The organism is Caballeronia sp. LP006, assembly GCF_031450995.1.
Taxonomy (GTDB): domain Bacteria; phylum Pseudomonadota; class Gammaproteobacteria; order Burkholderiales; family Burkholderiaceae; genus Caballeronia.
The window spans coordinates 99565-122334 of sequence record NZ_JARTVW010000001.1; the positions used below are offsets into that span (position 1 = coordinate 99565).

Annotated in this window: 19 protein-coding genes and 2 pseudogenes; 14 read left to right on the top strand and 7 right to left on the bottom strand. The window is 58.0% G+C overall.

Going from position 1 to position 22770, the window contains the following annotated elements:
- Positions 1-122: 122 nt before the first annotated feature.
- The 10 genes and pseudogenes from P9250_RS00440 to P9250_RS00490 all read left to right on the top strand — a co-directional run bounded on the left by P9250_RS00440 (position 123) and on the right by P9250_RS00490 (position 9951).
- Positions 123-1373, top strand: a complete 1251-nt coding sequence (locus P9250_RS00440; protein ID WP_310390657.1) for an MFS transporter — start codon at positions 123-125, stop codon at positions 1371-1373.
- Between the two features lie 50 nt (positions 1374-1423).
- Entirely contained in the window at positions 1424-2122 is a 699-nt protein-coding gene (locus P9250_RS00445) for a VOC family protein (protein WP_310390658.1), read from the top strand.
- A 188-nt stretch (positions 2123-2310) separates the two neighbouring features.
- Entirely contained in the window at positions 2311-3426 is a 1116-nt protein-coding gene (locus tag P9250_RS00450; RefSeq protein WP_310390659.1) for a porin, read from the top strand.
- 581 nt (positions 3427-4007) lie between these two features.
- Positions 4008-4180: pseudogene (locus P9250_RS00460) on the top strand (transposase); the annotation flags it as partial.
- A 284-nt stretch (positions 4181-4464) separates the two neighbouring features.
- Positions 4465-5379, top strand: coding sequence for an MFS transporter (locus tag P9250_RS00465; protein ID WP_310390660.1), 915 nt, complete (start codon positions 4465-4467; stop codon positions 5377-5379).
- Positions 5380-5700, top strand: coding sequence for an MFS transporter (locus tag P9250_RS00470; RefSeq protein ID WP_310390661.1), 321 nt, complete (start codon positions 5380-5382; stop codon positions 5698-5700). It abuts the gene before it with no gap.
- Between the two features lie 42 nt (positions 5701-5742).
- Positions 5743-6591: a cyclase family protein gene (locus tag P9250_RS00475; RefSeq protein ID WP_310390662.1), complete on the top strand. Its 849-nt coding sequence runs from the start codon at positions 5743-5745 to the stop codon at positions 6589-6591.
- Positions 6588-7514, top strand: coding sequence for a 3-keto-5-aminohexanoate cleavage protein (locus P9250_RS00480; RefSeq protein ID WP_310390663.1), 927 nt, complete (start codon positions 6588-6590; stop codon positions 7512-7514). The genes P9250_RS00475 and P9250_RS00480 overlap by 4 nt, the downstream gene beginning before the upstream one ends.
- A 33-nt stretch (positions 7515-7547) precedes the next feature.
- Positions 7548-8861: an IS3 family transposase gene (locus tag P9250_RS00485; protein WP_409014773.1), complete on the top strand. Its 1314-nt coding sequence runs from the start codon at positions 7548-7550 to the stop codon at positions 8859-8861.
- 361 nt (positions 8862-9222) lie between these two features.
- Positions 9223-9951 carry an MltR family transcriptional regulator gene (locus tag P9250_RS00490; RefSeq protein WP_310390664.1) on the top strand — a complete coding sequence of 243 codons (729 nt, stop codon included), beginning with the start codon at positions 9223-9225 and terminating at the stop codon, positions 9949-9951.
- Between the two features lie 492 nt (positions 9952-10443).
- Here the strand turns inward: P9250_RS00490 and P9250_RS00495 are convergent, their stop codons facing one another.
- A complete protein-coding gene (locus P9250_RS00495) occupies positions 10444-11364 on the bottom strand; it encodes an amidohydrolase family protein (protein WP_310390665.1) in 921 nt (306 codons plus the stop codon).
- Positions 11354-12028 carry a GntR family transcriptional regulator gene (locus P9250_RS00500; RefSeq protein WP_310390666.1) on the bottom strand — a complete coding sequence of 225 codons (675 nt, stop codon included), beginning with the start codon at positions 12026-12028 and terminating at the stop codon, positions 11354-11356. The genes P9250_RS00495 and P9250_RS00500 overlap by 11 nt, the downstream gene beginning before the upstream one ends.
- A 257-nt stretch (positions 12029-12285) precedes the next feature.
- Between P9250_RS00500 and P9250_RS00505 the strand changes: the two genes are divergently transcribed.
- The 4 genes from P9250_RS00505 to P9250_RS00520 all read left to right on the top strand — a co-directional run bounded on the left by P9250_RS00505 (position 12286) and on the right by P9250_RS00520 (position 17129).
- Positions 12286-13164: a DUF1932 domain-containing protein gene (locus P9250_RS00505; protein WP_310390667.1), complete on the top strand. Its 879-nt coding sequence runs from the start codon at positions 12286-12288 to the stop codon at positions 13162-13164.
- Positions 13118-13882: a 4-carboxy-4-hydroxy-2-oxoadipate aldolase/oxaloacetate decarboxylase gene (locus P9250_RS00510; protein WP_310390668.1), complete on the top strand. Its 765-nt coding sequence runs from the start codon at positions 13118-13120 to the stop codon at positions 13880-13882. Before P9250_RS00505 ends, P9250_RS00510 begins: the two co-directional genes overlap by 47 nt.
- A gap of 109 nt (positions 13883-13991) precedes the next feature.
- Positions 13992-15671: an MFS transporter gene (locus P9250_RS00515; protein ID WP_310390669.1), complete on the top strand. Its 1680-nt coding sequence runs from the start codon at positions 13992-13994 to the stop codon at positions 15669-15671.
- A gap of 120 nt (positions 15672-15791) precedes the next feature.
- Positions 15792-17129, top strand: coding sequence for an MFS transporter (locus P9250_RS00520; RefSeq protein WP_310390670.1), 1338 nt, complete (start codon positions 15792-15794; stop codon positions 17127-17129).
- A 459-nt stretch (positions 17130-17588) separates the two neighbouring features.
- Here P9250_RS00520 and P9250_RS00525 read toward each other — a convergent pair whose 3' ends face one another.
- From P9250_RS00525 to P9250_RS00545, 5 genes and pseudogenes are all read right to left on the bottom strand, one after another.
- The gene (locus tag P9250_RS00525; protein WP_310390671.1) at positions 17589-18974 is read right to left on the bottom strand and encodes a DHA2 family efflux MFS transporter permease subunit; all 1386 of its coding nucleotides are present in this window, start codon (positions 18972-18974) and stop codon (positions 17589-17591) included.
- Positions 18971-19279 (bottom strand): hypothetical protein, encoded by a 309-nt coding sequence (locus P9250_RS00530; protein WP_310390672.1) that lies wholly within the window; start codon positions 19277-19279, stop codon positions 18971-18973. Before P9250_RS00530 ends, P9250_RS00525 begins: the two co-directional genes overlap by 4 nt.
- 39 nt (positions 19280-19318) lie before the next feature.
- A complete protein-coding gene (locus P9250_RS00535) occupies positions 19319-19768 on the bottom strand; it encodes a MarR family transcriptional regulator (RefSeq protein WP_310390673.1) in 450 nt (149 codons plus the stop codon).
- A 430-nt stretch (positions 19769-20198) separates the two neighbouring features.
- Positions 20199-21629, bottom strand: coding sequence for an IS1182 family transposase (locus P9250_RS00540; RefSeq protein ID WP_310390674.1), 1431 nt, complete (start codon positions 21627-21629; stop codon positions 20199-20201).
- 141 nt (positions 21630-21770) lie between these two features.
- Positions 21771-22566 (bottom strand): annotated as a pseudogene (locus tag P9250_RS00545) (hypothetical protein).
- Positions 22567-22770: the final 204 nt, after the last annotated feature.

Consider the following 22770-nt stretch of genomic DNA (forward strand, 5'->3'; position numbering starts at 1 on the left):
GTACACTAGACGTACGTACAGTTAGCAAGTCTAATCTAGAAATATGCTGCAGACACCTCGGGGCAGTAGAAAGGCAGCCTCACAGATACGTAAAGTGCGTCGGAAAATGGAGAGAGCTACAAATGACAAAAGTGGAAGAGTTCCGTCGCGGCCTAGTTCAACTGCTCGCATCGACCGCGGGTTTGGGAGTTGGCGTCATTGGCCTCGCGAGCTATAACCTCGGGCTTTTCGCGAAAGACCTTAATGCGTCGATCGGTTTGACCAAAGCGCAATACGGCGCCGGATATGCGGCCTTTACATTCGGTCTTGCCCTCGGTCTGGGAACGTGGGGACGCCTGCTGTCGCGCTTCGGCGCAGCCAAAACGACGGCGATCAGTGCAGTCGGCATGGCGGCCTGTTTCGCCGGATTGGCCAGCTTTACAACGAGCCCTGCAATCTACATCGGCCTGCTCTGCTGTCTGGGCCTCTGCGGCGGCGCAACGAGCGGGATCACGTTCACACGGGTGATCAGCGACTGGTTTGACAAGGGCCGCGGATTCGCACTCGGACTGACTCAGATCGGACTGGGCGCGTCGGGTGCGCTGATACCGATAGTTACTGCGTCCATGATACGCGTACATGGATGGCGTGGCGGCTACCTCGCACTGGCGCTAATTGCGCTGATTGGTGTGCCGATCGCACTTGTATGTCTGCGCATGCGATCGCACGGTCCATCGCAGCGGGAAACGACTTCTGTGCTGGATACGGTCATCTTGGAGGAATTCCGTATAGCCCGCAGAGGACGTGTGTTCTGGACGCTACTGGTTGCCTTTTCCGCGACGACGCTGTTCGTATCCGGAAGTGCGCAGCACATGGTTCCCATGCTTCGGGAGTTCGGTGTCGACTCAGTGTCGGTCGCGAAGTACGTGAGCATGATTGGAATCGGCACGATCTGCGTGCGGCTCATTTTCGGATGGCTTTCCGATCTGCTGCACGCACCGTGGCTTATGGCGACGTCCTGTGTCGTCGGAGCCGTTGGATTGCTGCTGGTCGGCGCAGGCGGCGCACGATACGCGACACTCTACGCTTTCACACTTGGCTGGGCATTTGGCGGCGAAATTGACCTGATCGCGTACATGACCACACGATACTTCAAAATGTCGATCTTTCCGCGTGTCTACGCATGGCAATACGGTGCGCTTTCAATCTGCGCGGGCATCAGCCCCTTTTCGATTGGCTGGATTGCCGACGTCTTTCACAGCTACAAACCCGGTCTCTACGTATGTGCAACGCTCGCGTTGGTCGCCGCGCTGCTCTTCCTGACGCTTCCCCGATATCGCGATGAGGCGCTAGTCGGTCCTCGGCAGCGAACAGCTGCACAGGTTAATTCTTAGCCGGGTATCAATTCACAGTCTCAACACTAACAAAGAGAGGATGACAAATTATGATCGAACTGGATCACATCTGTCTTGCGGCACAGAACGTTTACGAAGCCACCTTCCGATTGAGCCGGGAAACAGGATTCGGAAACTACGACGGTGGTTTCTTCCCGCTCTACGGGCTCGGACACAAGGTGGTGCCGTTGTCATCTGATGTCTACATTGAGGTCGAAGGGATTGTCGATTACGTCCAGTTATACAATGCAAACCCGGTCACCAAGCTCTATGAACGCGTCACGCTCGCTGGCGACTGCTTTCTCGGCCTCTGCTTTCGCGCCAGCACGATGGAGGAAATGGAATGCTTCGCCGCACATCAGGGCACGACCGTCGACACCAAGACACTCAATGTCGATACGGCCCGTCAGATGATGAACGGCAACCGTGGCCTGGCGATCCAGGTGCCTAGCGCGCTGAAGGCCTGGCCGGCCGGGATGCCGAATCTCTACTACAAACCTGAGCTTTCGAATCATCCTGCCAGTGTGCCGGTCGAAAAGGATACGGGGCACTCCACTCCTGGGGGGGTCGAATGGATTGAAATCGGTGAGGACGAGAACCAACTTTCCTCATGGTTTGGCGATGTCGTAAGGCCTATGGACCTCAATGTGGAGATTCGCTACAACGGTCAATCGCCGGGGCTGTACGCGATGGGTATCAAAAGTGATTCCGGTCTGATTGAAATTCGCCGTCGACCGCCGACCCGCTAAAACCCGTCGATAACGTGTTGCCTCCCAGCTCTGGAGGCGGCCGTGATTTTTGATTGTAGACCGTTGGCGCGGCGGTATTTTGCCTAAAGTGTGTGTCTAAATAGGCACGTTTATTAGTACTGCAACATAAATTGCGCGAATCCGAATGATGCTGCCTTCGTCTTCAACCATCCAACTCGAGAATTAGCGTGAAAACAAGACAACTCGCATATCCATGTTTGTTGTGCGCCGCCTTCTACGGATCCGAGGCGTTTGCACAGAGCAGCGTAACACTCTACGGACTGATCTCCGGCGGCCTCGCATATTCGACCAACCAGAGCGGGCATCATAGCTATCAGACAGCCAGCGGCACGAACCAGTCGCCGCGATGGGGTTTGCAGGGGAAAGAGGATATTGGCGGTGGAACGAGCGTCATTTTCACCTTGGAGAATGGGTTCAATATCTTGAACGGAACTGCGTCTTACAACGCTCGGATGTTTGGGCGCCAAGCCTTCGTCGGATTGTCGAATTCGACCTGGGGCACAGTCACTTTCGGCCGGCAGTACGACAGCGTCGAAGACCTTCTCGACCTAAACACTGGCTATAACTGGAACGGCACAATCGGCGACAACGACAATACCTATAACAATCTTCACGTCAATAACGCTGTCAAATACACCTCGCCGACTTACGGCGGCATCCGAGCAACTGCGATGTATGGATTTAGCAATTCCGCAAGCGGGTTCAGCGACAATCGCTCGTTCGGCGGAGGCCTAAGCTACCAGTCTGGGCCCTTCAACTGGAACATCGCATACACAGAGTTCGATCATCCTTACAGTGCGACAAATCAAACCGGCGCACTTGACACTGATTATGCCGTCTCCTATTTAACGTTCGATAGAAGCGCGCTGACGACGCACGCTTACGCTGACAAACAGAGAATTTTCGGCACTGGGGGCTTTTATAACATCGGCGCGTTGAAGCTTGGCGCACTCTACACCGACGTCAACTATTTCTATCTTGACGGTCAACACCTCAATCTTCAAAACTTTAGCGTCAGCGCTAATTACATGTTGCACAGCGACCTGCTCCTTGGCATGGGTTATGTGTACACAACGGGAAAATACTCAATCACCGGATCAAGGCCCCGTTGGCGCGAACTGAATCTGGCGGCCGATTACTTCCTGTCAAAGCGGACCGACATTGCGCTGATCGTATATTTACAAGAAGCAGGCGGCGGAGCTTTAGCCGATATCCAAGGCTATTACGCGTCCTCCACCAACCGTCAGTTGGTGACCACATTGGGAATTCGCCACAAGTTCTAGGGGTCTTGCCAAACATCGCGGGGCACGGCTCGACACGTCGATTCAGAAGCAGCTTTACTTCATTCATGCTGGAACCGGGGGCGATCGGTACGTGACCAGACGCCGAGTTTATGGACTCGATGTTCGATGCTGCCGTCGATCAATGAGCAGGCAACGGCCGACCTGTGGCCCATTCGCGCACTCAGATCGTAGTGCGTACGGTCGCCGGCCAGCTTGCCTCACCGGATTGCGTGAGGCCAATCTACTTCGTTGGATTTCGCGCAAGGGATGCTCGCCTGATAATGCGGCGTGAGAACCATTCTTCGGATGGCTGACGACGAAATTGTTTTACGCTCCGGACTGGCTGGCCTACAGCACCGATCAATTGATCAATGCATGAGGCCGTTGACTCTTACATTCGCTGACACAACGAGAAACGGATCACGAGCCCGCTTTGCGCACTCAGTCCGATTGATTATCGGTCGAGTCTCGGGCTGACGACTTAACCCAGTGCAAGAATTCTGCTGCCCTGGACTGCGAGATTTCAATTTGGCCGTGACAAATTTGTAGATCCCAAGTTGTCGGGCGGCGGGGCCTAACATGCGCTCGCGCTGATCCGCCAGCGTTATGCCGATTTTGGTTCGACGCTGGCATGCGAGAAGTTACGGGAATGCCACGGCATTGAACTGGCCGTCAGACGACTCGTTCCCTGATGACGGCTGCAGGCCTTTGGGTGTCTCGCAAACAGCTTCCGATGAGGCTGATTGCGGTCAGACGACTTTCTGATGCAGCATTTGAAGCACTGGTGACCTTTGCGCGAGCCTAGCGCGTCTAGGCTCGGGACTAGACGCGGCTAGCGATTCAGACTGCCGAGCATCGCCGGCAAACGGTCGATTATGCAAGGTCAACCTTGATGGGTTCCCCAACTGAGAACCAAGGTTTCCCCATGGTGTTTCCGAAAGAAAGAATTGACTAACTTTACTTACCGTATATCATTTTTCGAACACTGCACGTACGTACAGTCAATATAAGATCAAGACAATCTTGGAGACGACACCCATGCCCCCCCTCGCATTCACATTGAAATGGCGCGTGCTGACCGGATATTTCTTGAGCTACATGTTTGAAGCCGTGGACATCATCATCCTAGCGATTGCCATGCCCTCAATCAGAGCGTCCTTGCAAATCGCTCCGACGCAGGCTGGACTGCTGGTCACAGCCACCTTGCTTGGTGTTGGCATGAGCGGCATGGTAATGGGTCCCTTAGCCGACCGCTGGGGGCGCCGTGCCGTGCTGCTACTCTCGCTGGGGAGCTTCGGCTTGCTCACCATGATGATCGCCGGGGTAACCGATTGGCGCGAAGTGCTGGTGCTGCGGTTCCTGTCCGGCCTGGGTTTCGGCAGCGTGTTTGGCATAGCCGCCTCACATGTGAACGAAACCTGGCCTGCGGATCAGCGAGCGCGGGCTACGTCCTTTGTGCTCAGTTCGTTCTCCATCGGCGCGGCCGTCGCCGCAGCCGCGGCCGCCTACGTACTACCCATATACGGCTGGCGCGTGCTGTTCTTCGCCTGCGGTGCCGCGGTCGTGATCGCCATGGCTTACGTCTGGCTATGCGTCCCCGAGTCCGAGGCTTGGCGGGCCAAACAGCAGCACAAGCACAGCGGCCAACACCAGAGCGCTGGTGAACGAGGATTAGCTCCGCTGTTCGCCCCCGCCCTGCTGCGCGTGACGATACTGGGTACGCTGACCTCGGCGCTGGCTCTGGCCGCGTACTGGGGCGCCAGCACCTGGCTGCCAACTTTCCTGGTGAAAGAGCGCGGACTTGACGTGGGGACCATGGCGCGGTTCCTCGCCTTGCTTAACGTCGGCATGTTCATCGGCTACAACGCTTTCGGATACATCGCCGACCGCATCGGTAAGAAGACGGCACTGAGCCTGTCGCTGGGCTGCTCAGGCCTTCTGCTGCCCTTCTAGGTGCAGGCCACCGACCAGACGCTCCTGCTGTTTCTCGGCCCGGTGTTCGCCTTCTTCATGGCCTTCGCGGGGCTGATGGGTTCGTATTTCGCGGAATTGTTTCCGACCCAGGTGCGTGCTACAGGCACGGGCTTCTGCTTTAACGTGGGACGCGGCTTCTCCGCGTTCGCGCCGCTACTGCTGAACTCTATGTCCAGTGCCTTCGGCTTCGGTCCCAGCATTGCCGTGTGCGGTGGCGTCTTCGTGGCTGCCGCTGCGGTTGTGATGATGCTGCCACCCGAACAAAAACTTCCTGCGGAAGAAGTCGTCGCGGCGCGCTGAGCCCGACATGTTCTGCTCGCCCCAAATGATAGGAGTTCCCCGATGACCCGCCGCCTCGTCGATCTATCCATCTACCTGGAAAACGACGTCGTCTCCGATCCACCCGCCTTCAGGCCCGATATCCAGTACTTCACTCACGAGAACACGGTCGACCAGATCGAGCCGTTCTTTCCTGGCCTGAAGAAAGAGGATCTACCTGACGGCGAGGGTTGGGCCGTTGAAAGAGTGACGCTCTCCACCCACAACGGCACGCACCTCGATGCACCGTTCCACTTCCACAGCACTATGGACAAAGCTCTGGGCGAGAAAAGGCGTGCCTGGACCATTGATGAGGTGCCGCTGGAGTGGTGCTTCCAGCCCGGCGTGAAGCTGGACTTCCGCAATTTCGCCGACGGATACGTGGTCAGAGCAACCGACGTCGAAGCCGAACTTAAGCGCATCGGCCATGTGCTGCAGCCCTTAGAGATCGTGGTGATCAATACCCGCGCAGGCAGTCGCTACGGTAATAACGACTACGTCTCGGCAGGCTGTGGCATGGGCTACGACGCCACCATGTACCTGCTGGAGCGTGGCGTCCGCCTGACCGGCACCGACGCCTGGAGCTGGGATGCACCTTTCGTCTACACCGCCGAAAAATTCGCCGAGAGCCATGACGCGGGACTGATCTGGGAAGGCCACAAGGCCGGCCGCGACATCGGCTACTGCCATCTTGAGAAGCTGCACAACCTAGAGGCGCTGCCGCCCGCTGGCTTCTTCATCAGCTGTTTCCCCCACAAAATTCGCAACGCTTCGGCTGGCTGGACGCGCGCAGTCGCCATCTTCGACGACCGGCTGGCCGCGTCCCCCGATCCACTCGCCATCCCTCCATCACACAACGAGACACATTCATGAGCAAGACCATCATCAGCTGCGCCATTACCGGGTCCGTACACACGCCCACGATGTCGCCCTACCTGCCCTGCACGCCTGACAAGATCACCGAGCAGAGCGTCGCTGCAGCCGAGGCCGGCGCGGCCATCATTCACCTCCACGCGCGCAATCCTGTCGACGGTAGCCCCACGCCCTCTGCCAACACGTACATGCAGTTTCTACCGCGCATCGCCGAGCAGACCGATGCCGTGCTCAACATCACCACGGGCGGAAGCTTAACGATGACGCTCGAGCAGCGGCTGGAAGGCGCGCTGCGCGCATCCTCGGAGATGGCTTCGCTGAACATGGGCTCGATCAACTTCGCCATGTTTCGCATGGCCGATAAGCCTCGCGAATGGAAACACGACTGGGAGGTGCCCTATCTGAAAGCTACCGAAGACGGCATCTTCCGCAACACCTTCCGCGACATCCGCTACATCTTAGAAACGCTGGGCAAGACCCATGGCACCAAATTCGAGTTCGAGTGCTACGACATCGGCCACCTGTATAACCTGGCCTACTTCGTCGAGATCGGCCTGGTCAAACCACCATTCCTGATCCAATCGGTGTTCGGTGTGATGGGCGGCATTGGCGCCGACCCAGAAAACGTGCTGCTGATGAAACAGACGGCCGATCGCCTGTTCGGCAAAGATTACGTTTGGTCACTGTTCGCCGCAGGTCGCCAGCAGATGCCATTCGTGACCATGGGCGCGGTCATGGGAGCGAACGTGCGCGTCGGCTTGGAAGACAATTTATTCAAGGGGCGCGGCGAGCTTGCCATCTCGAACGCCGAGCAGGTGGCCAAAATCGGCCGCATCCTGACTGAGCTTGGGCTGGAGATCGCCACTCCAGCCGAGGCGCGCGAGATCCTGAAGTTAAAAGGTCGGCAAAACGTCGCGTTTTGAACGCAAACACCTGTGAGGAAGTCGCCGGCGCATATGTTGACCGGGAAAAAAGGATACCTATTCTTTGTAAAAGGAGGTGGTGAAAATGGGCAGGCATCGAGCACCGTACCCGGCGGAGTTCCGGGCTCGTATTGTTGCCCTGGTGAAGGCCGAACACCTGAGGAGCTGGCGCGAGAGTTCGAGCCTAGCGTGCAGACGATAATTTACTGGGTCGCGCAAGCGGATATTGACGCCGGTGTGCGTCAGGAGGGTTCAACCACCGCTGAGCGCCAGGAACTCACCCGTTTGCGCCGCGAGAAATCGGCAACTAAGAACGGAGCGCGACATTCTCTCTCACGCCGCGGCCTGGTTCGCCCGCGAGACAGGAGCCGTATCTTCGAAGGATACGGATTCATGAGAGCGAACCGGGCCCGTTGGCCCATTGCCACGATGGCACGGCTGTTGGGAGTCTCGACCAGCGGTTACTACGCGTGGCTGGTGCGTGAGCCGTCTAGGCAATCACGTAGCGATGCTCAATTACTCGCACGCATTCGTACGCTACATGCGAGTTCGCGGAGTACGTATGCGGCGCCGCGCATCCATTTGCAACTCGCGCGCGAAGGTGTGCACGTGGGACGCAAGCGAGTCGCGCGCCTAATGCGCTTTGCGGACCTAAGGGGAGCACGCCGACGGCGCTGGCCACATACGACGCGTCAGCGGGCGGGAGCACGGCGCGCGCCGGATTTGGTGCGCCGGCACTTCAATGCTGGGGGGCCTAACATACTGTGGGTCGCAGATGCCACCTACATTCCGATGGTGGAAAGCTTTCTATATCTGGCCGTGGTGCTCGATGTATTCAGTCGGCGCATTGTCGGCTGGGCGATGTCGAACCATTTGTACACTGAATTTATGTTACGCGCGCTCGCCATGGCGCTCCAGCAGCGGCGTCACGAGGGCGTCATCCTGCATACCGACCAAGGATCCCAATACACGTCAATTGCATTTGGGCGACGCTGCCGCGAAGCGGGTGTACAGCCGTCGATGGGTACAGCTGGCGACGCCTACGACAACGCAATGTGCGAATCCTTTTTTGGCACACTTGAGGCAGATCTGCTGCTGCGCGAACACTTCGTGACCCACGAACAAGCACGGCGGTGCATCTTCTCATTCTTGGAAGGTTGGTACAACGTACGCCGCCTGCATAGCAGCATCGGATTTTGTTCGCCGCTCGAATTCGAAAACCTGAGCGCGAAGACAAAAGCCGCATCACCCTGCGAGTTGCCCACCGACGGGCAGCGTCGTGGTCGTGAAAAGCGACCCGTTGCCCGTCCGTGGACAACTCGCGATTCAACACTCAACGGAGGCTAGATAACGTTGAACCCTTGACTGCAAATCCGTCGCGGGGCGATCTCACTGCCGTACCACTTGCTTGGGCCCAATAACCGGCAGCTCAGTCCATGACGACGGACATTCACCGCCTTCCACCACCGCACTCCTATCTCGCGACGTCACCCGGCAGCATTTCCTTCGTTTCCTAATGGGTGAAAGCGACCCGGAGCGGACCTCCGCTTTCGGCGATTGATTGACGAAAAGCGGACGCATTGATCTTCGCTATGGGTGAGATTCGCTGAGGAGGTCGACAGCCACAAGATCGAGATGGTTCAATGAGCCTCACTGCCTATGAACATCAAGGAGAAACATGGCGCCCCCAAAGAAGGACGAGCACTCAATGAAAGAAGATAATGTTTTCAGCCCGCTGAATCGACTAACGAGGACGCTGCACGACCACGACGAACGTGGTCTGATCCTGTCGTTGGCCGCGTTCGCTGAGGAAGCCTTGGGACGGCTTATCGAAGCGTTCATGCTGCCCGTCGAGGCGAGCAAAGATCTGCTTACGGGTTTCAACGCGCCGCTGGGCACATTCTCATCGCGGATCAAGGCCAGCTACGCCCTCGGTTTGATCAACGAGGAACAGTTCAAAGACCTCGAGTACCTGCGCAAAATCAGGAATGAGTTCGCGCATGCTTGGGAGCACGTGAGCCTAATGCAGGACAAGTTAGCCTCGTATGCGAGGAATATGTCCTTCAGCTACCTTGACGATGATTATCCAGAGACTAGCGCGGATAAAGTTCGCACCTCGATCTCGGCGTTGCTCGCTGACATTAGTTCGATGGCGCAACAGATTCAAGCTAAGGGCACGCGCGTGAAAGTGACGGGAACGCGACTTATACCAATGCCTTTCAAAGGCGAGTTCGCAATCCAGATTCAGCAGGCCCGCGATAGTTTGGATCCTATCCGAGCGCAGTGCAACGAAACGACAGGTGAACGTAAACGCTTCTGGGCTCGAAGGTTAAATCTCTTCAAGTTACAGCTACGGCTACTCGTGTCGCAGGTGCCAAGGGAAATGACGCACGACCTGATCAAAATTATGGCGGACGCGGAAGAACTGCCCAAATAAGCGCCGAAAGAATGCGCGCACCATTGAGAAAAAATAGGTTCGATCAACAAGGCCACGTGCGCGGCACCATTGTGACTTGCTTCACTCGGCCGGATTCAACAGGCACGGCGGCCGGCGACCAACTGTTTGGACAATCCGAAAGCGGACACACCCGGCCGACCAGTTGTGGCCGCTTGCTGCCTAGCGCAGGCGACCGGCAGAACGCGACCCACTCCGGTCAGATAACTTTCTCCGAAGCGGTCAGTCAGCTAATTTCAGGTTTCGCGAACTGGAGCGCCAATAAGCGGCCGTTGGCGACCTCACCCAATCGGCCACTTTGAGACGTTCGATACTAGCGTCGCTCGGACATTCAGATGGCAGCTTTATACCGATAGCAGTCTGCCGGACCAGGCCAAGGGATCGCATCTGTCGTCCAATGCAGGCTCCGTGATCAGCCAGCCGGAAGTCTGCTTATCGATACGCGTCGGCGTGTGACTCCGACGCACGAGCCAACTAAAAACCGTACAGCGAGGCGGCGTTATCGACAAATACAGATTTCTTCAGCATCGAAATGGATGTCTGCCCCGCGAGCCAATCCAACATCTTGGCGTCATCCGGCTTTTTTTGTTCGGTCGCATGAGGCCAGTCAGAACCCCATACGAGCCGTTCTGGGAATCTGTGCGTCAGAAATTCAAGAGCCTTCCCCAAGTCGGTGTACGGCGGATGTTGGCCCTGACTCGACAGGTACGGCGCGGAGAGCTTGAGCCAGACGCGACCAGAATCCATGAGCCTCAGAACGCTTTCTGTCAGTTCGCTCGCCAGTCTCGGGAAAAGATGCAACCGCGCGTAGTGGTCAAGGACAACCGGAACGTCGAGTGCCAATAGCAGCTGTGCGCTCTCGATGAGTTGTTGTCCAGTCAGATGAAGCTGGATATGCCAGCCCAATTTATTGATTCGGGGAGCGAGCGTATGCAGCATGTCAAGTGACGTCGCGCCGGCTTGCACCTGATTGAATCGGATGCCGACGACGCCAGCATCGGCGAGCGCGAGAAGCTCAACGTCGGTCACTCTGTCATTGACGACCGCAACACCTCGAGTCATGGTGCGATTCTCGCGGAGCACCGACACCATTAAGCTGTTGTCAGTGCCGTACGTCGAAGGCTGCACGAGCACATGACGGCTGCATCCAAGCCTTGCCTGCAGTTTTCGATAGTCGTCAATCGTTGCGGTGGGCGGTGTAAGTAGCGCGCCAGCAACTGGGGGCAGCCGGTCATCGAAAACGTGCATGTGGCAGTCGCAAGCGTCTTCAGGCAGCGCGACAGTAGGGCGACTATCGCCGGCAGAGAAAGGGATCATGTCGAAATGCTCACCACTGGATTGTTCTTTCTTTGTATTGGCTGTCTGAGCGCCGGCCTTGCGCAAGTTAATGCTCATGCGGCGTCTGTGCCTGATTCAGCCTCTGGCCGGAGTCAATTCGCTCTTTCATGAAGCGACGATACGACAAGCGAATGTGCGACTCCATCAGACTACAGGCCAGTTGACCGTCGTGTGTCTGCACAGCGTAGGCGATGTCCTCGTGCTGCTGGAGGCTTCGTGCGAAGTCCGGTGCAGAGTAGAGGAAGAAGGACCGTGTGATGACCGGCATGTCGATGAGCGTGACCAGCATCGATTTCAGGCGCTGGGACTTGGCGCAATCGAGTAGCTGCATGTGAAACGCTCGATTGGCTGCTTGTATCCGCAGAACTGCATCCTCCGACTGGCTCTTAATCGCGCTGGCCATCTCAGCGTTGATTCGATTCAATTCATCGATGTCGTCATCCGTGGCATGCTCGGCGGCAAGCCGCGCGGCGTGCGGCTCCAGTAGGGCGCGAAGACTGAACATTTCTTCGATGTCCCACCGCGTCCATCCCGCAACGAACACACCGCGGTTTGCCTCGACGGAGACCAGTTTGTCGTCAGACAGCTTCTTCAGCGCGGCCCTTACCGGCGTTCGGCTCATGCCAAGTTCTTCAGCGAGGTGTTCCTCTTTAAGCTGCGTGCCCGGCTCGTACTGGCCCGACAGGATGCGTTTACGCATCGTGTCGTAGGCGGATTCCATTCCTTTTTTCATCTCGCGTAGCTCTCTCGACCGGCAGTCGGTCCGCCCCGACTGCCCGTTTGGCGAACCACTCCCATCAGATGCACCGTCTCCTGCCCTTAGTGATTCTACATCATACATTGTTTTTCGATTGTCCCGGACCCGCCCTGCCACTCGTCCAGAATGCCATAGATTAGGGGTTTTCCCGGCATTCCGCAAAGTCCGCTTGTGACGATTGTATTTTATTTGTACTGTTAACCCGTCACAAGGAGGAGTTCATGAATATTGCAATCGTGGGGTTGGGTGAGGTCGGGCGTTGCTACGCGAGCGCACTTGCGGGCATGGCTCAAAACAAATTGATGCTGTGCGAGCAGCGGGTATCGGAACTGGCGGCAAAGCTTGCAAGCGACGTCAATTTGCCTATCAACGAGGCAGTGGGGCCGTGGCTTTCCGAGGCCAACTGCGTTTTTTCATGTGTTGTAGGGACGAAATCGCATGAGGTTGCCCAGAGCTGTTTCAAGTACATGAAGCCAGGAGCATTGTTCGCCGACTTCACGACAGCATCTCCGGAGACGAAGCGTCAGGGGGAGGCCCTCGCGAATTCGCAGAAAATCGCATACGCCGACGTGGCGATCATGGGGGCGATTGCACTCTTTGGCGCACGCACCCCGCTGCTTTGCTCAGGGGATGGTGCGACCTTGTTTTCAGCCATTCTGGCCGAAGCTGCAGGTGTGGCGCCGCGAGTCCTTCCGGACAGCCGTGCCGGGGACGCGATGTCGCTGAAGATCTTGCGCAGCGTATTTACGAAGGGTATGGAGGCGCTGGCCGTTGAGGTGTTGATGGCAGCGGAACGACAAGGGCTGCGCCCGGCGCTTTACGAGGTGCTACAGGACATCGATAAGGCCTCGTTGCCGCAGTTCCTCGAGATGCTGGTGACGACGCACGTTATCCATGCTCGTCGCCGTCAGCATGAAGTCGAAGAGGCAGAGCGCCAACTTGCTGCGATCGGCATCGTGTCGGATGTTCTTGACGGTGTGCAGCATCGCTTTGCACGTACCGCGGACAAGCTCGACGCATTTCCGCTTCCCACCGAGAAGCCCGCGCTGGCCGATGCGCTTACCTGGCTCTCGTCAGAGCCTGAGAAAGCAGCAGCTTAGCCCCAACGAAATCCCGAAGTCCATTTGGCAGTGCGGCTGTCAGGCCCCTGCTCACCCTATTGTTTTGGAGAAGGTCATGTCCGTTACCAATGAACAAATCGAAGCGCTCAAGCAACTCGGCACCGCAACGATTCACGAAGCGCAAGGCCAGAAAGGCGCAATTGACGGCGCACTGCGCCCCATCGACCCGACGGTGGGTCTGGCTGGCCGCGCGCTGACCGTTGACATTCGCCCCAGCGATAACCTGGCGATTCACTACTCGCTGACGAAGGCGAAGCCAGGCGACGTGCTCGTGATAGATGCCAAAGGCTTCATCGAGGCAGGTCCGTGGGGCGATCTCCTCACGCTGGCTGCGCAGAAACAGGGCATTGTCGGGTTGGTCATCGACGGTTCTGTTCGTGACGCAAATACCATCATCGAGCTGGGCTTTCCGACGTTCTCGCGCGGCCTGTCCATCAAAGGCACCAATAAGAATCAACCCGGGAAGGTCAACGTTCCCGTCACCATCGGCGGCGTTGTCGTGAATCCAGGCGACATCGTAGTCGGTGACCGCGACGGACTGGTCGTCGTCGCACAGGACGAAGTCGAAGAGGTCATTCGCCTCAGCCGCGCGCGCGAGGACAAGGAAAACGGAATCCGCGAAGGAATCGCCGCTGGCAAGAGCATGGTCGAGCTGCTCGGCTTGGGAGACAAGCTGGAAAAGTTCGGGATGGTTTAAGTAGCGCTCTGCTGACAGAGGCCATCGGATAGTCGTCAGCGCAACGACCCCGCCGGAACCGTTGGAAGCCGCAGGTTCCGGCTCCTGAACGAGATAGTAGGAGACTGGAATGCTTGCCTTGAAATCCCAAACGTCGTCGAGTGAGCGAAGGAAGGTCATCATTGCATCGTCCCTCGGGACGATGTTCGAGTGGTACGACTTTTATCTCTATGGTTCGCTCTCCGCGATTATCGCGAAGCAGTTTTTCTCTGGCGTGAATCCAACCGCCGGCTTTATTTTTGCCCTGTTGGCATTTGCAGCAGGGTTCATCGTTCGGCCGTTCGGCTCGCTCGTGTTTGGCGTCATTGGCGACATCGCTGGGAGAAAGCGCACCTTCCTCGTCACCATTGTGTTGATGGGTTTGCCGACTTTTATTGTCGGGCTGCTGCCTTCGTATGAAACCCTTGGGATCGCATCTCCAATTCTGCTCATCGTGCTCCGACTGCTGCAGGGCCTTGCCGTGGGCGGTGAGTATGGCGGTGCGGTGACCTATGTGGCCGAACATTCGAGCGCCGAAAAACGCGGTTTGCACACGTCGTGGATCCAGACGACTGGCACGCTCGGTCTCCTCCTTTCCCTCTTCGTCATTCTGGGCGTGCGTTCCGGTGTCGGCGAAGACTCGTTCGGAGACTGGGGATGGCGTCTTCCGTTCCTGTTTTCCATTGTCCTGCTCGGCATCTCGTTGTGGATTCGCGTGAAGCTTAACGAGAGTCCGGAATTCAAGCAGATGCAGGAGAAAGGGGAGCAATCCAAGTCGCCGCTGCGTGACACGTTCGTCAACGCCAGGAACAGAAAGCTTGTGATTGCGTCTCTGCTTGGCTGCACCGCAGGGCTCGGCGTGGTTGCATACACGGGACAGTTCTACATCCAGTTCTTCCTGCTGCAAGCGGTGAAGCTGGACGGAAAGTTGACCAATGAGGTCCTGACCATCGCGCTGGTGCTGTGCCTTCCATTTTATGTGTTGTGCGGTTGGCTGTCCGACCGTATCGGCCGCAAACCGGTGATTCTCACCGGCTGTGCAATTGCCGCGCTGACCTACTTACCGATTTACAAGGGGATCATGCACTACGCAAATCCGGCACTCGAGTACGCACAGGCAACCTCGCCCGTGAAGCTCGAAACGAACCTGAGCGACTGCAGCTTCCAGTTCAACCCTGTTGGCACGAGCACCTTCAACAAGCCGTGCGACGTGGCGAAAGCGGCACTGGCGAGGAATGCAGTGAATTACACCGCGTCCCAGTCCAGCGGGCCAGCCACGGTCGTGATTGTGGGCAGCCAGGTCGTCGAACTTCGTAGCCTTCAGGGCCTTAGCGCACCGCAGGTCACTCAACGTATCAAGGCGTTCACTGAATCGCTGACTGCCGCACTTGCGCAGCACGGTTATCCGAAGAGTGCGGACCCATCGGCCGTCAATAAGCCGATGCTCATTCTGCTCATCATGATACCGGTCATCTATCTGACCATGGTGTACAGTCCCGCCGCCGCGTGGCTGGTCGAGTTGTTCCCGCCGCAGGTCCGTTACACCGCTACTTCGCTTCCATACAACATCGGCAACGGATGGTTTGGCGGTTTCATGCCCGCGACAGCCTTTGCGATGGTCGCCGCGACAGGCGACATCTACTTCGGCCTCTGGTACCCGACAGTAGTTGCGGGCGTTGTTGCGGTCATCGGCTTTTTCTTTTTGCCTGAATCTCGATTCATGAAGCAGTCGAAAGAGGTATCCGGCGACGCGTCCCGCGCCGAAACGTAAGCAAGCGTGGGAGTGGGGCCCAAAGTAGGCGAACCGTCGTTGAAGCAGTAATCAATCAAACCTGGGGCACGCGCGCTCATCGAAAGATCGAGAGCGCTGCTCCCAGGAGGGAGACACAGCATGTCCAACGCAGCACAGACCGACCACCATCAGGCGACAATTCGGAAAATTCAATGGCAAATTCTTCCCTTTCTCGTCTTGCTTTATATCATTGCCTTCATCGATCGCTCCAACATCGGGTTTGCTGCGCTCAAGATGAACTCGGACCTGGGGATTACATCCACGCAGTTCGGCGTTGCAGCGGGCCTTTTCACCGTCGGTTACTTCTTATTTGAGGTGCCGAGCAACATATTGATGTATCGATACGGTGCGCGTAAGTGGATTGCGCGCATCTTGTTCACTTGGGGCGCGGTTGCCGCTTGCACGGGTCTCGTGCAGAGCTATGTGCAGCTTGCCGTCATTCGGACGATTCTGGGCATCGCGGAGGCGGGATTTTTCCCATGTGTGCTGCTGTATTTGACGTATTGGTTTCCGGAGCGGCAGCGTGCTCGCGTAGTGGCGCTCTTCATGATCGCATTACCGATTGCGACGCTTATCGCGGGCCCGCTGTCCGGCATCATCCTCGACCACGTCCATTGGAATGGCATCGCTTCCTGGCGATGGGTGTTCATCCTTGAAGGACTGCCTGCAGTGCTTTTCGGCTTCCTCGCGCTGCGCATCTTGGTCGACCATCCGCGCGATGCGAAATGGTTGAGCGAAGAAGAGAAGACCTGGCTGGTAGGCGTCCTCGAAGCTGAGGCTGCCGCGAAGGTCAAGGAACATGGAGACGTATCGTTCTGGAGGAGTCTGAGTGGCGCGCGCATTTGGATGCTTGCATTTATCTATTACGCCAAGTCTGTTGCGGTGTACGTCCTAGCGTTCTATTCCCCTCAAATCGTCAAGGGCTTGGGACAAGAGCTCAGCAGCACCGCAGTGGGTTTCGTGAATGGCCTGCCTTACGCAGTGGCGACCGTTGTGATGGTGTGGTGGGCCCGTCGCTCGGACAGGACTGGCGAGCGACGGTGGCACGTTGCGTTGCCGCTCTTGGTTGCGGGTGCTGCCCTCGTTTTGATGGCGCTTTCGGCGGGCAATATCTGGGTTTCCGTTGCGCTGCTCGTCGTCATCACCGCTGCCATCTATGCACCGTATGGCCCCTTCTGGGCGATGCCGTCACTTTTCTTGACGGGTTCCTCGGCGGCCGTTGGCCTTGCAGCGATCAATTCAATTGCCAATTTGGGTGGCTTCGTTGGCCCGGTTGCGTTCGGTGCGCTAAAAGACTCGACAGGTTCCATCTACGCGGGGTTGGCGTTCGTGAGCCTGACGCTCGTCGCCGCCGGCATACTCGTTGTACGGTTGAGGTTCGTCAAGGAAGCAGAGCAACGTCTTCGCGCGAAGTTGAAACCAGCGATGGCGGGTTGAGCGCGTTGGCGCTAACCCCGTGGTCCCGATACTCGCTGCCCGCGCGGGTAGATTGCCCCCGCACGCACCTCACTCATGATGGACCGCTGGATCGGGAGACATAGACGATTTCGGTGGTACGTCGGACAGATGGTTGTCGACGCACAGATGGCCGCAGTAGCTTAGCAAAAGGACATCGAGCCGGACTGGTGCGATCGTCTCTTACGGGTCGGGCCGTGTCAGTCCGCTCTTCAAACTCATCGCTCGAAAGCGGCCGGTGAAATTTCGCTGCCCTAAAGCGGCTAGTCGTCAGTGCGTACTCTCGACCCATAAGGGGACATCGACTTTGGCGGGAAGCGTATGGCCGTTGTGAGAGGCAAAGCGGCCGTCGAAGTCTTCGAAACAACGGGATGAAGAGGCCAGCGCCAACGCGCCGCCGATCATCGCGGCAGATCCACTGTCGAAATACGTCCCCTCGCGTCATCCTTTGCCGCTCTTGCGCCCCGGCAACAGCATCGCCGTCACCGCCATCACCGCATGCAACATGGCAAGCAGCAGAAACGTTGCCTCCCACGCGTTCAACCCGACAAGCGTCGGGTGCGCGCCGAGCAACTCCGCCAACACCAGCGCGCAGAGCGTCGTCAAGGTCGGTCCACCGAGCCGCTGCAGGATGTTGAGTGTCGTGTTCGCCATTGGCAGATTGCGCTGCTCGACCGACGCGTAGGCCGCCGACATCGCCGGCAGCGCCGTCGCGCCGAGCCCGGCGCCGCGCACGAACAACGCCGGCACGAACGTTGCGGACTGCAGCGGGCGTGAGGCCAGCCACACCAGCATCAACGTAGCGGCAACCGACAGCAACGCGCCACCGGTCGCGACCGCACGACCGCCGAAGCGCCCCGTCAGAAAACCGAGCAGCGGAAACGCGACCATCATTCCCAGACCGAGCGGCGCGAGCAGCCAGCCCATCGCCGCGGCAGAACGGCCGCACGCCTGGATGAGAAAGAGCGGAATCAACATCAGCCCCGCGAACATCACACCGTTCGACAGGAACTGCACAACCGCTGCGACTGCAAACGTGCGGTTGTGAAATTGCCTCAGATCGATCAGCGCGTGCCCTGCCTTGCGCGCTTCCACCCGCAAAAAAACGACGAGCAACATGACGCCCGCAACCATCGCGACGATGCCCGCATGCTGCCGGATGCGCTCTGCGCCGAACAATAGCAACGCGAGTCCAGGCGACAGCAGAACCAGACCGAGCCAATCCAGCTCGCGCGGCCGAAGAGCTTCGCGATCGTCGGGCAGGAACAGCACCGACAAGACCAGCGCCAGCACGCCGACCGGCAGGTTGACGAGAAACAGCCAACGCCACGATGCATAGTGAAGAATGACGCCCGCGATCACCGGACCGGCCAACGGCCCGAGCAGGATCGGCACGGTTGCGTAGCCAGCCACGCGTGTGAACTGGTTACCCGCCGCGCGCTTCATCATCAGCTGAGCCATCGGTGCGAGCAGGCCGCCGCTCGCGCCCTGCAACAGACGGAAGCCGATCAATGCATCAGCCGACCACGCCAGGCCGCACAGCAGCGAACTGAGGGTGAACGACGAGAAGCACCATAGGTAGAGCGCCTTGCCGCCGATCCGGTCGATCAGCCAACCGTTGAGCGGAAGCACCAGCGTGAGCGCCAGCAGATACCCGCTCGTCACCCACTGAATGTCGGGCAATGTGGCATGAAGATCCTGCGCGAGACCCGACAACGACACGTTGACGATAGTCGCATCGAGTTGCGCGAGCAGCGAGCCGAGTACGGCGACGGTGGTAATTTTCCAGACCAGCGGATCAAGCTGATCGCGTTGCGTCGCGCTCAAAACAGACCTTCGCGACGTACACGGCCGAAATGAACCGATGTGAAAGCACCGATGACTAGCACGCCAACGAGCAGCGCCGCGCTATCGACGTTGGCGCCGGGCGCGAACGGATGGTGGACCAGCAGCGCCAGACCGATCAAAGCGTTCAACATGCCCCACAGGAAATTGACCAGCGGCGACGACGGCCCCTTGCCATGCGGCGTCGAGAACGGAGAAGGGAATACCTCGCCGCGCAGACCTGCGGTGAGATGCGGCATCGCGTTGCACAGGAAGGCCCCCGCAAAAAAGATCGCAATGAAGCTCATGGTTCGTCCTTTCAAGGAAAGCTTGAGAAGCCGGAAAGCCTAGGGAAGCGTGGAATCGCCGAGCCGCATGATGAGTGGAATGGCCGCAGCAAGCGTCGCGACGTCCTGCGGATCGAACTGTTCGAGCTTCGCCAGCAGCCATTCGCGTTTGGCCGCCGTGCGCCGTTTGCGTTCGTCCAGCCCTTTGCGCGTGATCGCGAACAGGATCTGGCGGCCGTCCGTGGGATGCGCTTCGCGCCCGACGCACGCCTCTTCTTCGAGGCCCCCGAGGATGGTTTTCATAGACTGTGGCTTCATCGATTCGGCGCGCGCGAGATCCGCGGTGGTCATCGGGCCTTCACGTTCCAGCCGCGCGAGCACGCTGGACTGCGACAGGTTCAGGTCGCCGGGATTGGTGCTGCGCAGCCGACGCAAAAGCTGGCCGACAGCCAGCGTTAGATCGGAGACGACGCATTCCAGCGGCGGAGTGGATTTACGGGAGCGAGCCATGCGTGAAGCGTAAATCAAGACAGATTAACTTGCAAGTTAACCTATCTAACTGTGGACGCGAGCTGCAACGCGCGCATTCATCCGGAATGTATGCCGGATCGTCGTCCGGCTGATTTTCTGTGCGAAGTTGACGCTCGAATGCCTCGTCCGGGGAGGCGGCAAATGGCAGATCGTGGCCAGGTCAAGGCAATGCCACCCAGAATTTGCTCGCCCGAGACCGGCCATTGAGCAAGGGCGGACGTGAGCTAGGCTACTCAAACTGGACGACCACCTCGACCGGCCGCTCATGGCCCAGACCGTGTCAAAACGCCTAGCCGCTGGGATTTGACCGCACGCTTTCTCCGTAGCAGATCTCCGCTTGTCGATTGCGGCACCACAAACGTCACATCAGAGCCGAACGTATTGCAAGGACCCGTGCGCCGCGCGCGCTTCACGCCCGCAGCGCCTTCGTGACTGCTTCTGAACCGAACAGCTTGATAACCCGCTTCATGTTGTAGGCAAGCACGTGCAAGCTCATCTCCGTGCTCACACGCTCGATAGTGCGCGTCAGGAAATGAGTCGCTCCCATCCAGGCCTTGATCGTGCCGAAGGGATGCTCGACGGTCTGTCGTCGGATACGCATCATGTCCGGGGCGAGATCAAGCCGGACCTGCATCTCTTCGAGCAATCCTTCGTGCTCCGAGCGCGTTACCCGGCGTTCCGTGCTTGGGGTGCATTTATCTTTCAATGAGCACTGTTGGCACTGCGAGCTCCAGTAGCGATCAAAGTTCAGGCCACGCTCAGTTGTCCTGTAGCGCCATATGAGACGCTCGCCCGCCGGACATCGATACTCGTTCTTCTCAGCGTCGTAGATAAAGTCTTCTTTGCCGAAGCGGCCGTCGAACGTTGCGCCCGAGGTCTTGGTCTTCGGAACAAACGCCGTGATGCCGGCCTCGTGGCAGGCGAGTATCTCCTCGCTCTTGTAATAGCCTTTGTCTGCAACTGCGGTGAGTTTATCGACACCCATTTCCGTGCGTGCCAACTTGGCCATCGACGTGAGTTGGTCACGATCAATGCCGTTGTTGGTGACTTCGTGCGCGACAATCAGATGGTGCTTCGCATCGACCGCTACTTGAACGTTGTAGCCGACAACGCCAGTTCCTCGCGTCTTCATTGAGCGCGCGTCCGGGTCGGTAAGCGAAACTTGCTGGTCCGGCGACGCGTCGAGTTGAACTTCGACTTTCTTCAGGATTTGCATCTGCTCTTTGAGAGCCGCGATCTTGTCTTGCAACCGTTCGGTCTTCACTTTCGCGATCGTAGGTTCCTGGCGATCGGCGGTGTCCATTTGCACCAGATAACGGCTGATGCTTGCCTCGATATCCTTCATTCGCCGTTCTAGTTTTGCGCTCGTGAAATTGCGATCGCGATGGTTCACTGCTTTAAACTTGCTCCCGTCTATCGCAACGAGCGCTTCGGCGAAAAGGTCCAAGCGTTGGCATAGCATGACGAACTGACGGCAGACGCTGCGGATCGCTTTGCCGTTGTCTTTGCGGAATCGCGCAATGGTCTTGAAGTCCGGTGCCAGGCGACCGGTGAGCCACATCAATTCGATGTTGCGCTGGGCCTCGCGCTCAAGGCGACGACTGGATTGAATACGGTTCAGGTAACCGTAAATGTAGATCTTAAGCATCACCTCAGGGTGGTATGAAGGCCGGCCGGTAAGTGCTGGCTCGACGCCGTCGAACCCGAGCTTCTGAAGATCAAGCCCATCTACAAAGACATCGACTACGCGCACGGGGTTCGTGTCCGTCACGTAGTCGTCGAGCGCTTCGGGAAGAAGAAAGCTTTGCGTACGATTGTCTCCTTGAACGAACCGCTTCATCTCGCTCCCCCCGCCATCGGATGAGATATTTTAGCAATTCAAAATGGTGTTTTGACACGCTCTGGGCCGACTGCCGCCTGACGCAGTCGACTGAATCGAACGCAGTCGCTTAACCACACTCAGCCGATATACGTTGAAACGTCAATCCGAAGCAACGACGTTCGGCCCCACAATGTTTGCGCGCTGCATTGTAACTAGTCGCTTGGTGCCCCACTGTACGATCATCGCAAGGATCGAGGCCTCGGCAAATGCCACAAATGGACGCTGGTAAGGCAGTGAAAACGAAAGCAGCAGGCAAAATGCTGCAAACGAGAACCTGCCAAGCACCATGCCCCGAAGCAGCGAAATCACAAAGGCTGGCCCCTGTGCGCGGTGTGACGACACCGATAAAACGATTCCCAGCAGTGGGAAGACCGCGAGCAGACCGCTCCACGCCGGGCCGGCCCAATCGGATAACGAGGTAACCAGGAGCGTCAGGACTGCGCCAGCAACCATCCTGCTTATCAGGTCGGACCGCGTAAGCGGTGCGCCTGCTGCGAACGCAGGGCTGCGCGGCAAGAACGTCTGGCCGAAGCACACGGCAGCGAAGGCGGCGGTCGCGGCCCAGATAGGTGACGTTGGCAACATTGATAAGCCACACGCGGAGATAAACCACGTAATAAGCCCGACAACTAGTGCCACGGGCCACGAACGCGAGCGGCAGGTCCATGCATATGCGAGATTGAATGCCTCTGACGCGAGAATTGCGGAAAGGGACAGCGTGGCAGCGCGCGCGCCGAAGATCGCGCCATGCGCGAGAACAAGAATGAACAGAATCGGACCTGCAACCACGGGTAGACCAGCTAACCAGCCAGCAATAGATGGCCCCCACCATTTACCCGACATCCGAAACGATAAGCAGGAACAGCGGGACTAGCGTTAGTTTGAGCGCGAGCATGCCGAATTCGAGTGGATTTAAAGTGCGATCATACCCTCGCCCCTATCGGGGTGGCACTGTACCTACCGGATGGCTACTATGCGGACACCGCAATGAAGGACCGCTCATGGCAGATCGCAGTCGAAGAATCGCGTCATTCAAATTGCGCTGATGCGTCGACACCATCATGGACGTGAATCGAGCGCACAAAATAGCGCCGCTCCC

What these genes read in the sequence shown, in the direction of transcription:
- P9250_RS00440 (WP_310390657.1), top strand. Translation starts at nt 123, where the DNA reads ATGACAAAAGTGGAAGAGTTCCGTCGCGGCCTAGTTCAACTGCTCGCA.
- P9250_RS00445 (WP_310390658.1), top strand. Translation starts at nt 1,424, where the DNA reads ATGATCGAACTGGATCACATCTGTCTTGCGGCACAGAACGTTTACGAA.
- P9250_RS00465 (WP_310390660.1), top strand. Translation starts at nt 4,465, where the DNA reads ATGCCCCCCCTCGCATTCACATTGAAATGGCGCGTGCTGACCGGATAT.
- P9250_RS00475 (WP_310390662.1), top strand. Translation starts at nt 5,743, where the DNA reads ATGACCCGCCGCCTCGTCGATCTATCCATCTACCTGGAAAACGACGTC.
- P9250_RS00480 (WP_310390663.1), top strand. Translation starts at nt 6,588, where the DNA reads ATGAGCAAGACCATCATCAGCTGCGCCATTACCGGGTCCGTACACACG.
- P9250_RS00485 (WP_409014773.1), top strand. Translation starts at nt 7,548, where the DNA reads ATGTTGACCGGGAAAAAAGGATACCTATTCTTTGTAAAAGGAGGTGGT.
- P9250_RS00490 (WP_310390664.1), top strand. Translation starts at nt 9,223, where the DNA reads ATGAAAGAAGATAATGTTTTCAGCCCGCTGAATCGACTAACGAGGACG.
- P9250_RS00495 (WP_310390665.1), bottom strand. Translation starts at nt 11,364, where the DNA reads ATGAGCATTAACTTGCGCAAGGCCGGCGCTCAGACAGCCAATACAAAG.
- P9250_RS00500 (WP_310390666.1), bottom strand. Translation starts at nt 12,028, where the DNA reads ATGGAATCCGCCTACGACACGATGCGTAAACGCATCCTGTCGGGCCAG.
- P9250_RS00505 (WP_310390667.1), top strand. Translation starts at nt 12,286, where the DNA reads ATGAATATTGCAATCGTGGGGTTGGGTGAGGTCGGGCGTTGCTACGCG.
- P9250_RS00510 (WP_310390668.1), top strand. Translation starts at nt 13,118, where the DNA reads ATGCGCTTACCTGGCTCTCGTCAGAGCCTGAGAAAGCAGCAGCTTAGC.
- P9250_RS00515 (WP_310390669.1), top strand. Translation starts at nt 13,992, where the DNA reads ATGCTTGCCTTGAAATCCCAAACGTCGTCGAGTGAGCGAAGGAAGGTC.
- P9250_RS00520 (WP_310390670.1), top strand. Translation starts at nt 15,792, where the DNA reads ATGTCCAACGCAGCACAGACCGACCACCATCAGGCGACAATTCGGAAA.
- P9250_RS00530 (WP_310390672.1), bottom strand. Translation starts at nt 19,279, where the DNA reads ATGAGCTTCATTGCGATCTTTTTTGCGGGGGCCTTCCTGTGCAACGCG.
- P9250_RS00535 (WP_310390673.1), bottom strand. Translation starts at nt 19,768, where the DNA reads ATGGCTCGCTCCCGTAAATCCACTCCGCCGCTGGAATGCGTCGTCTCC.
- P9250_RS00540 (WP_310390674.1), bottom strand. Translation starts at nt 21,629, where the DNA reads ATGAAGCGGTTCGTTCAAGGAGACAATCGTACGCAAAGCTTTCTTCTT.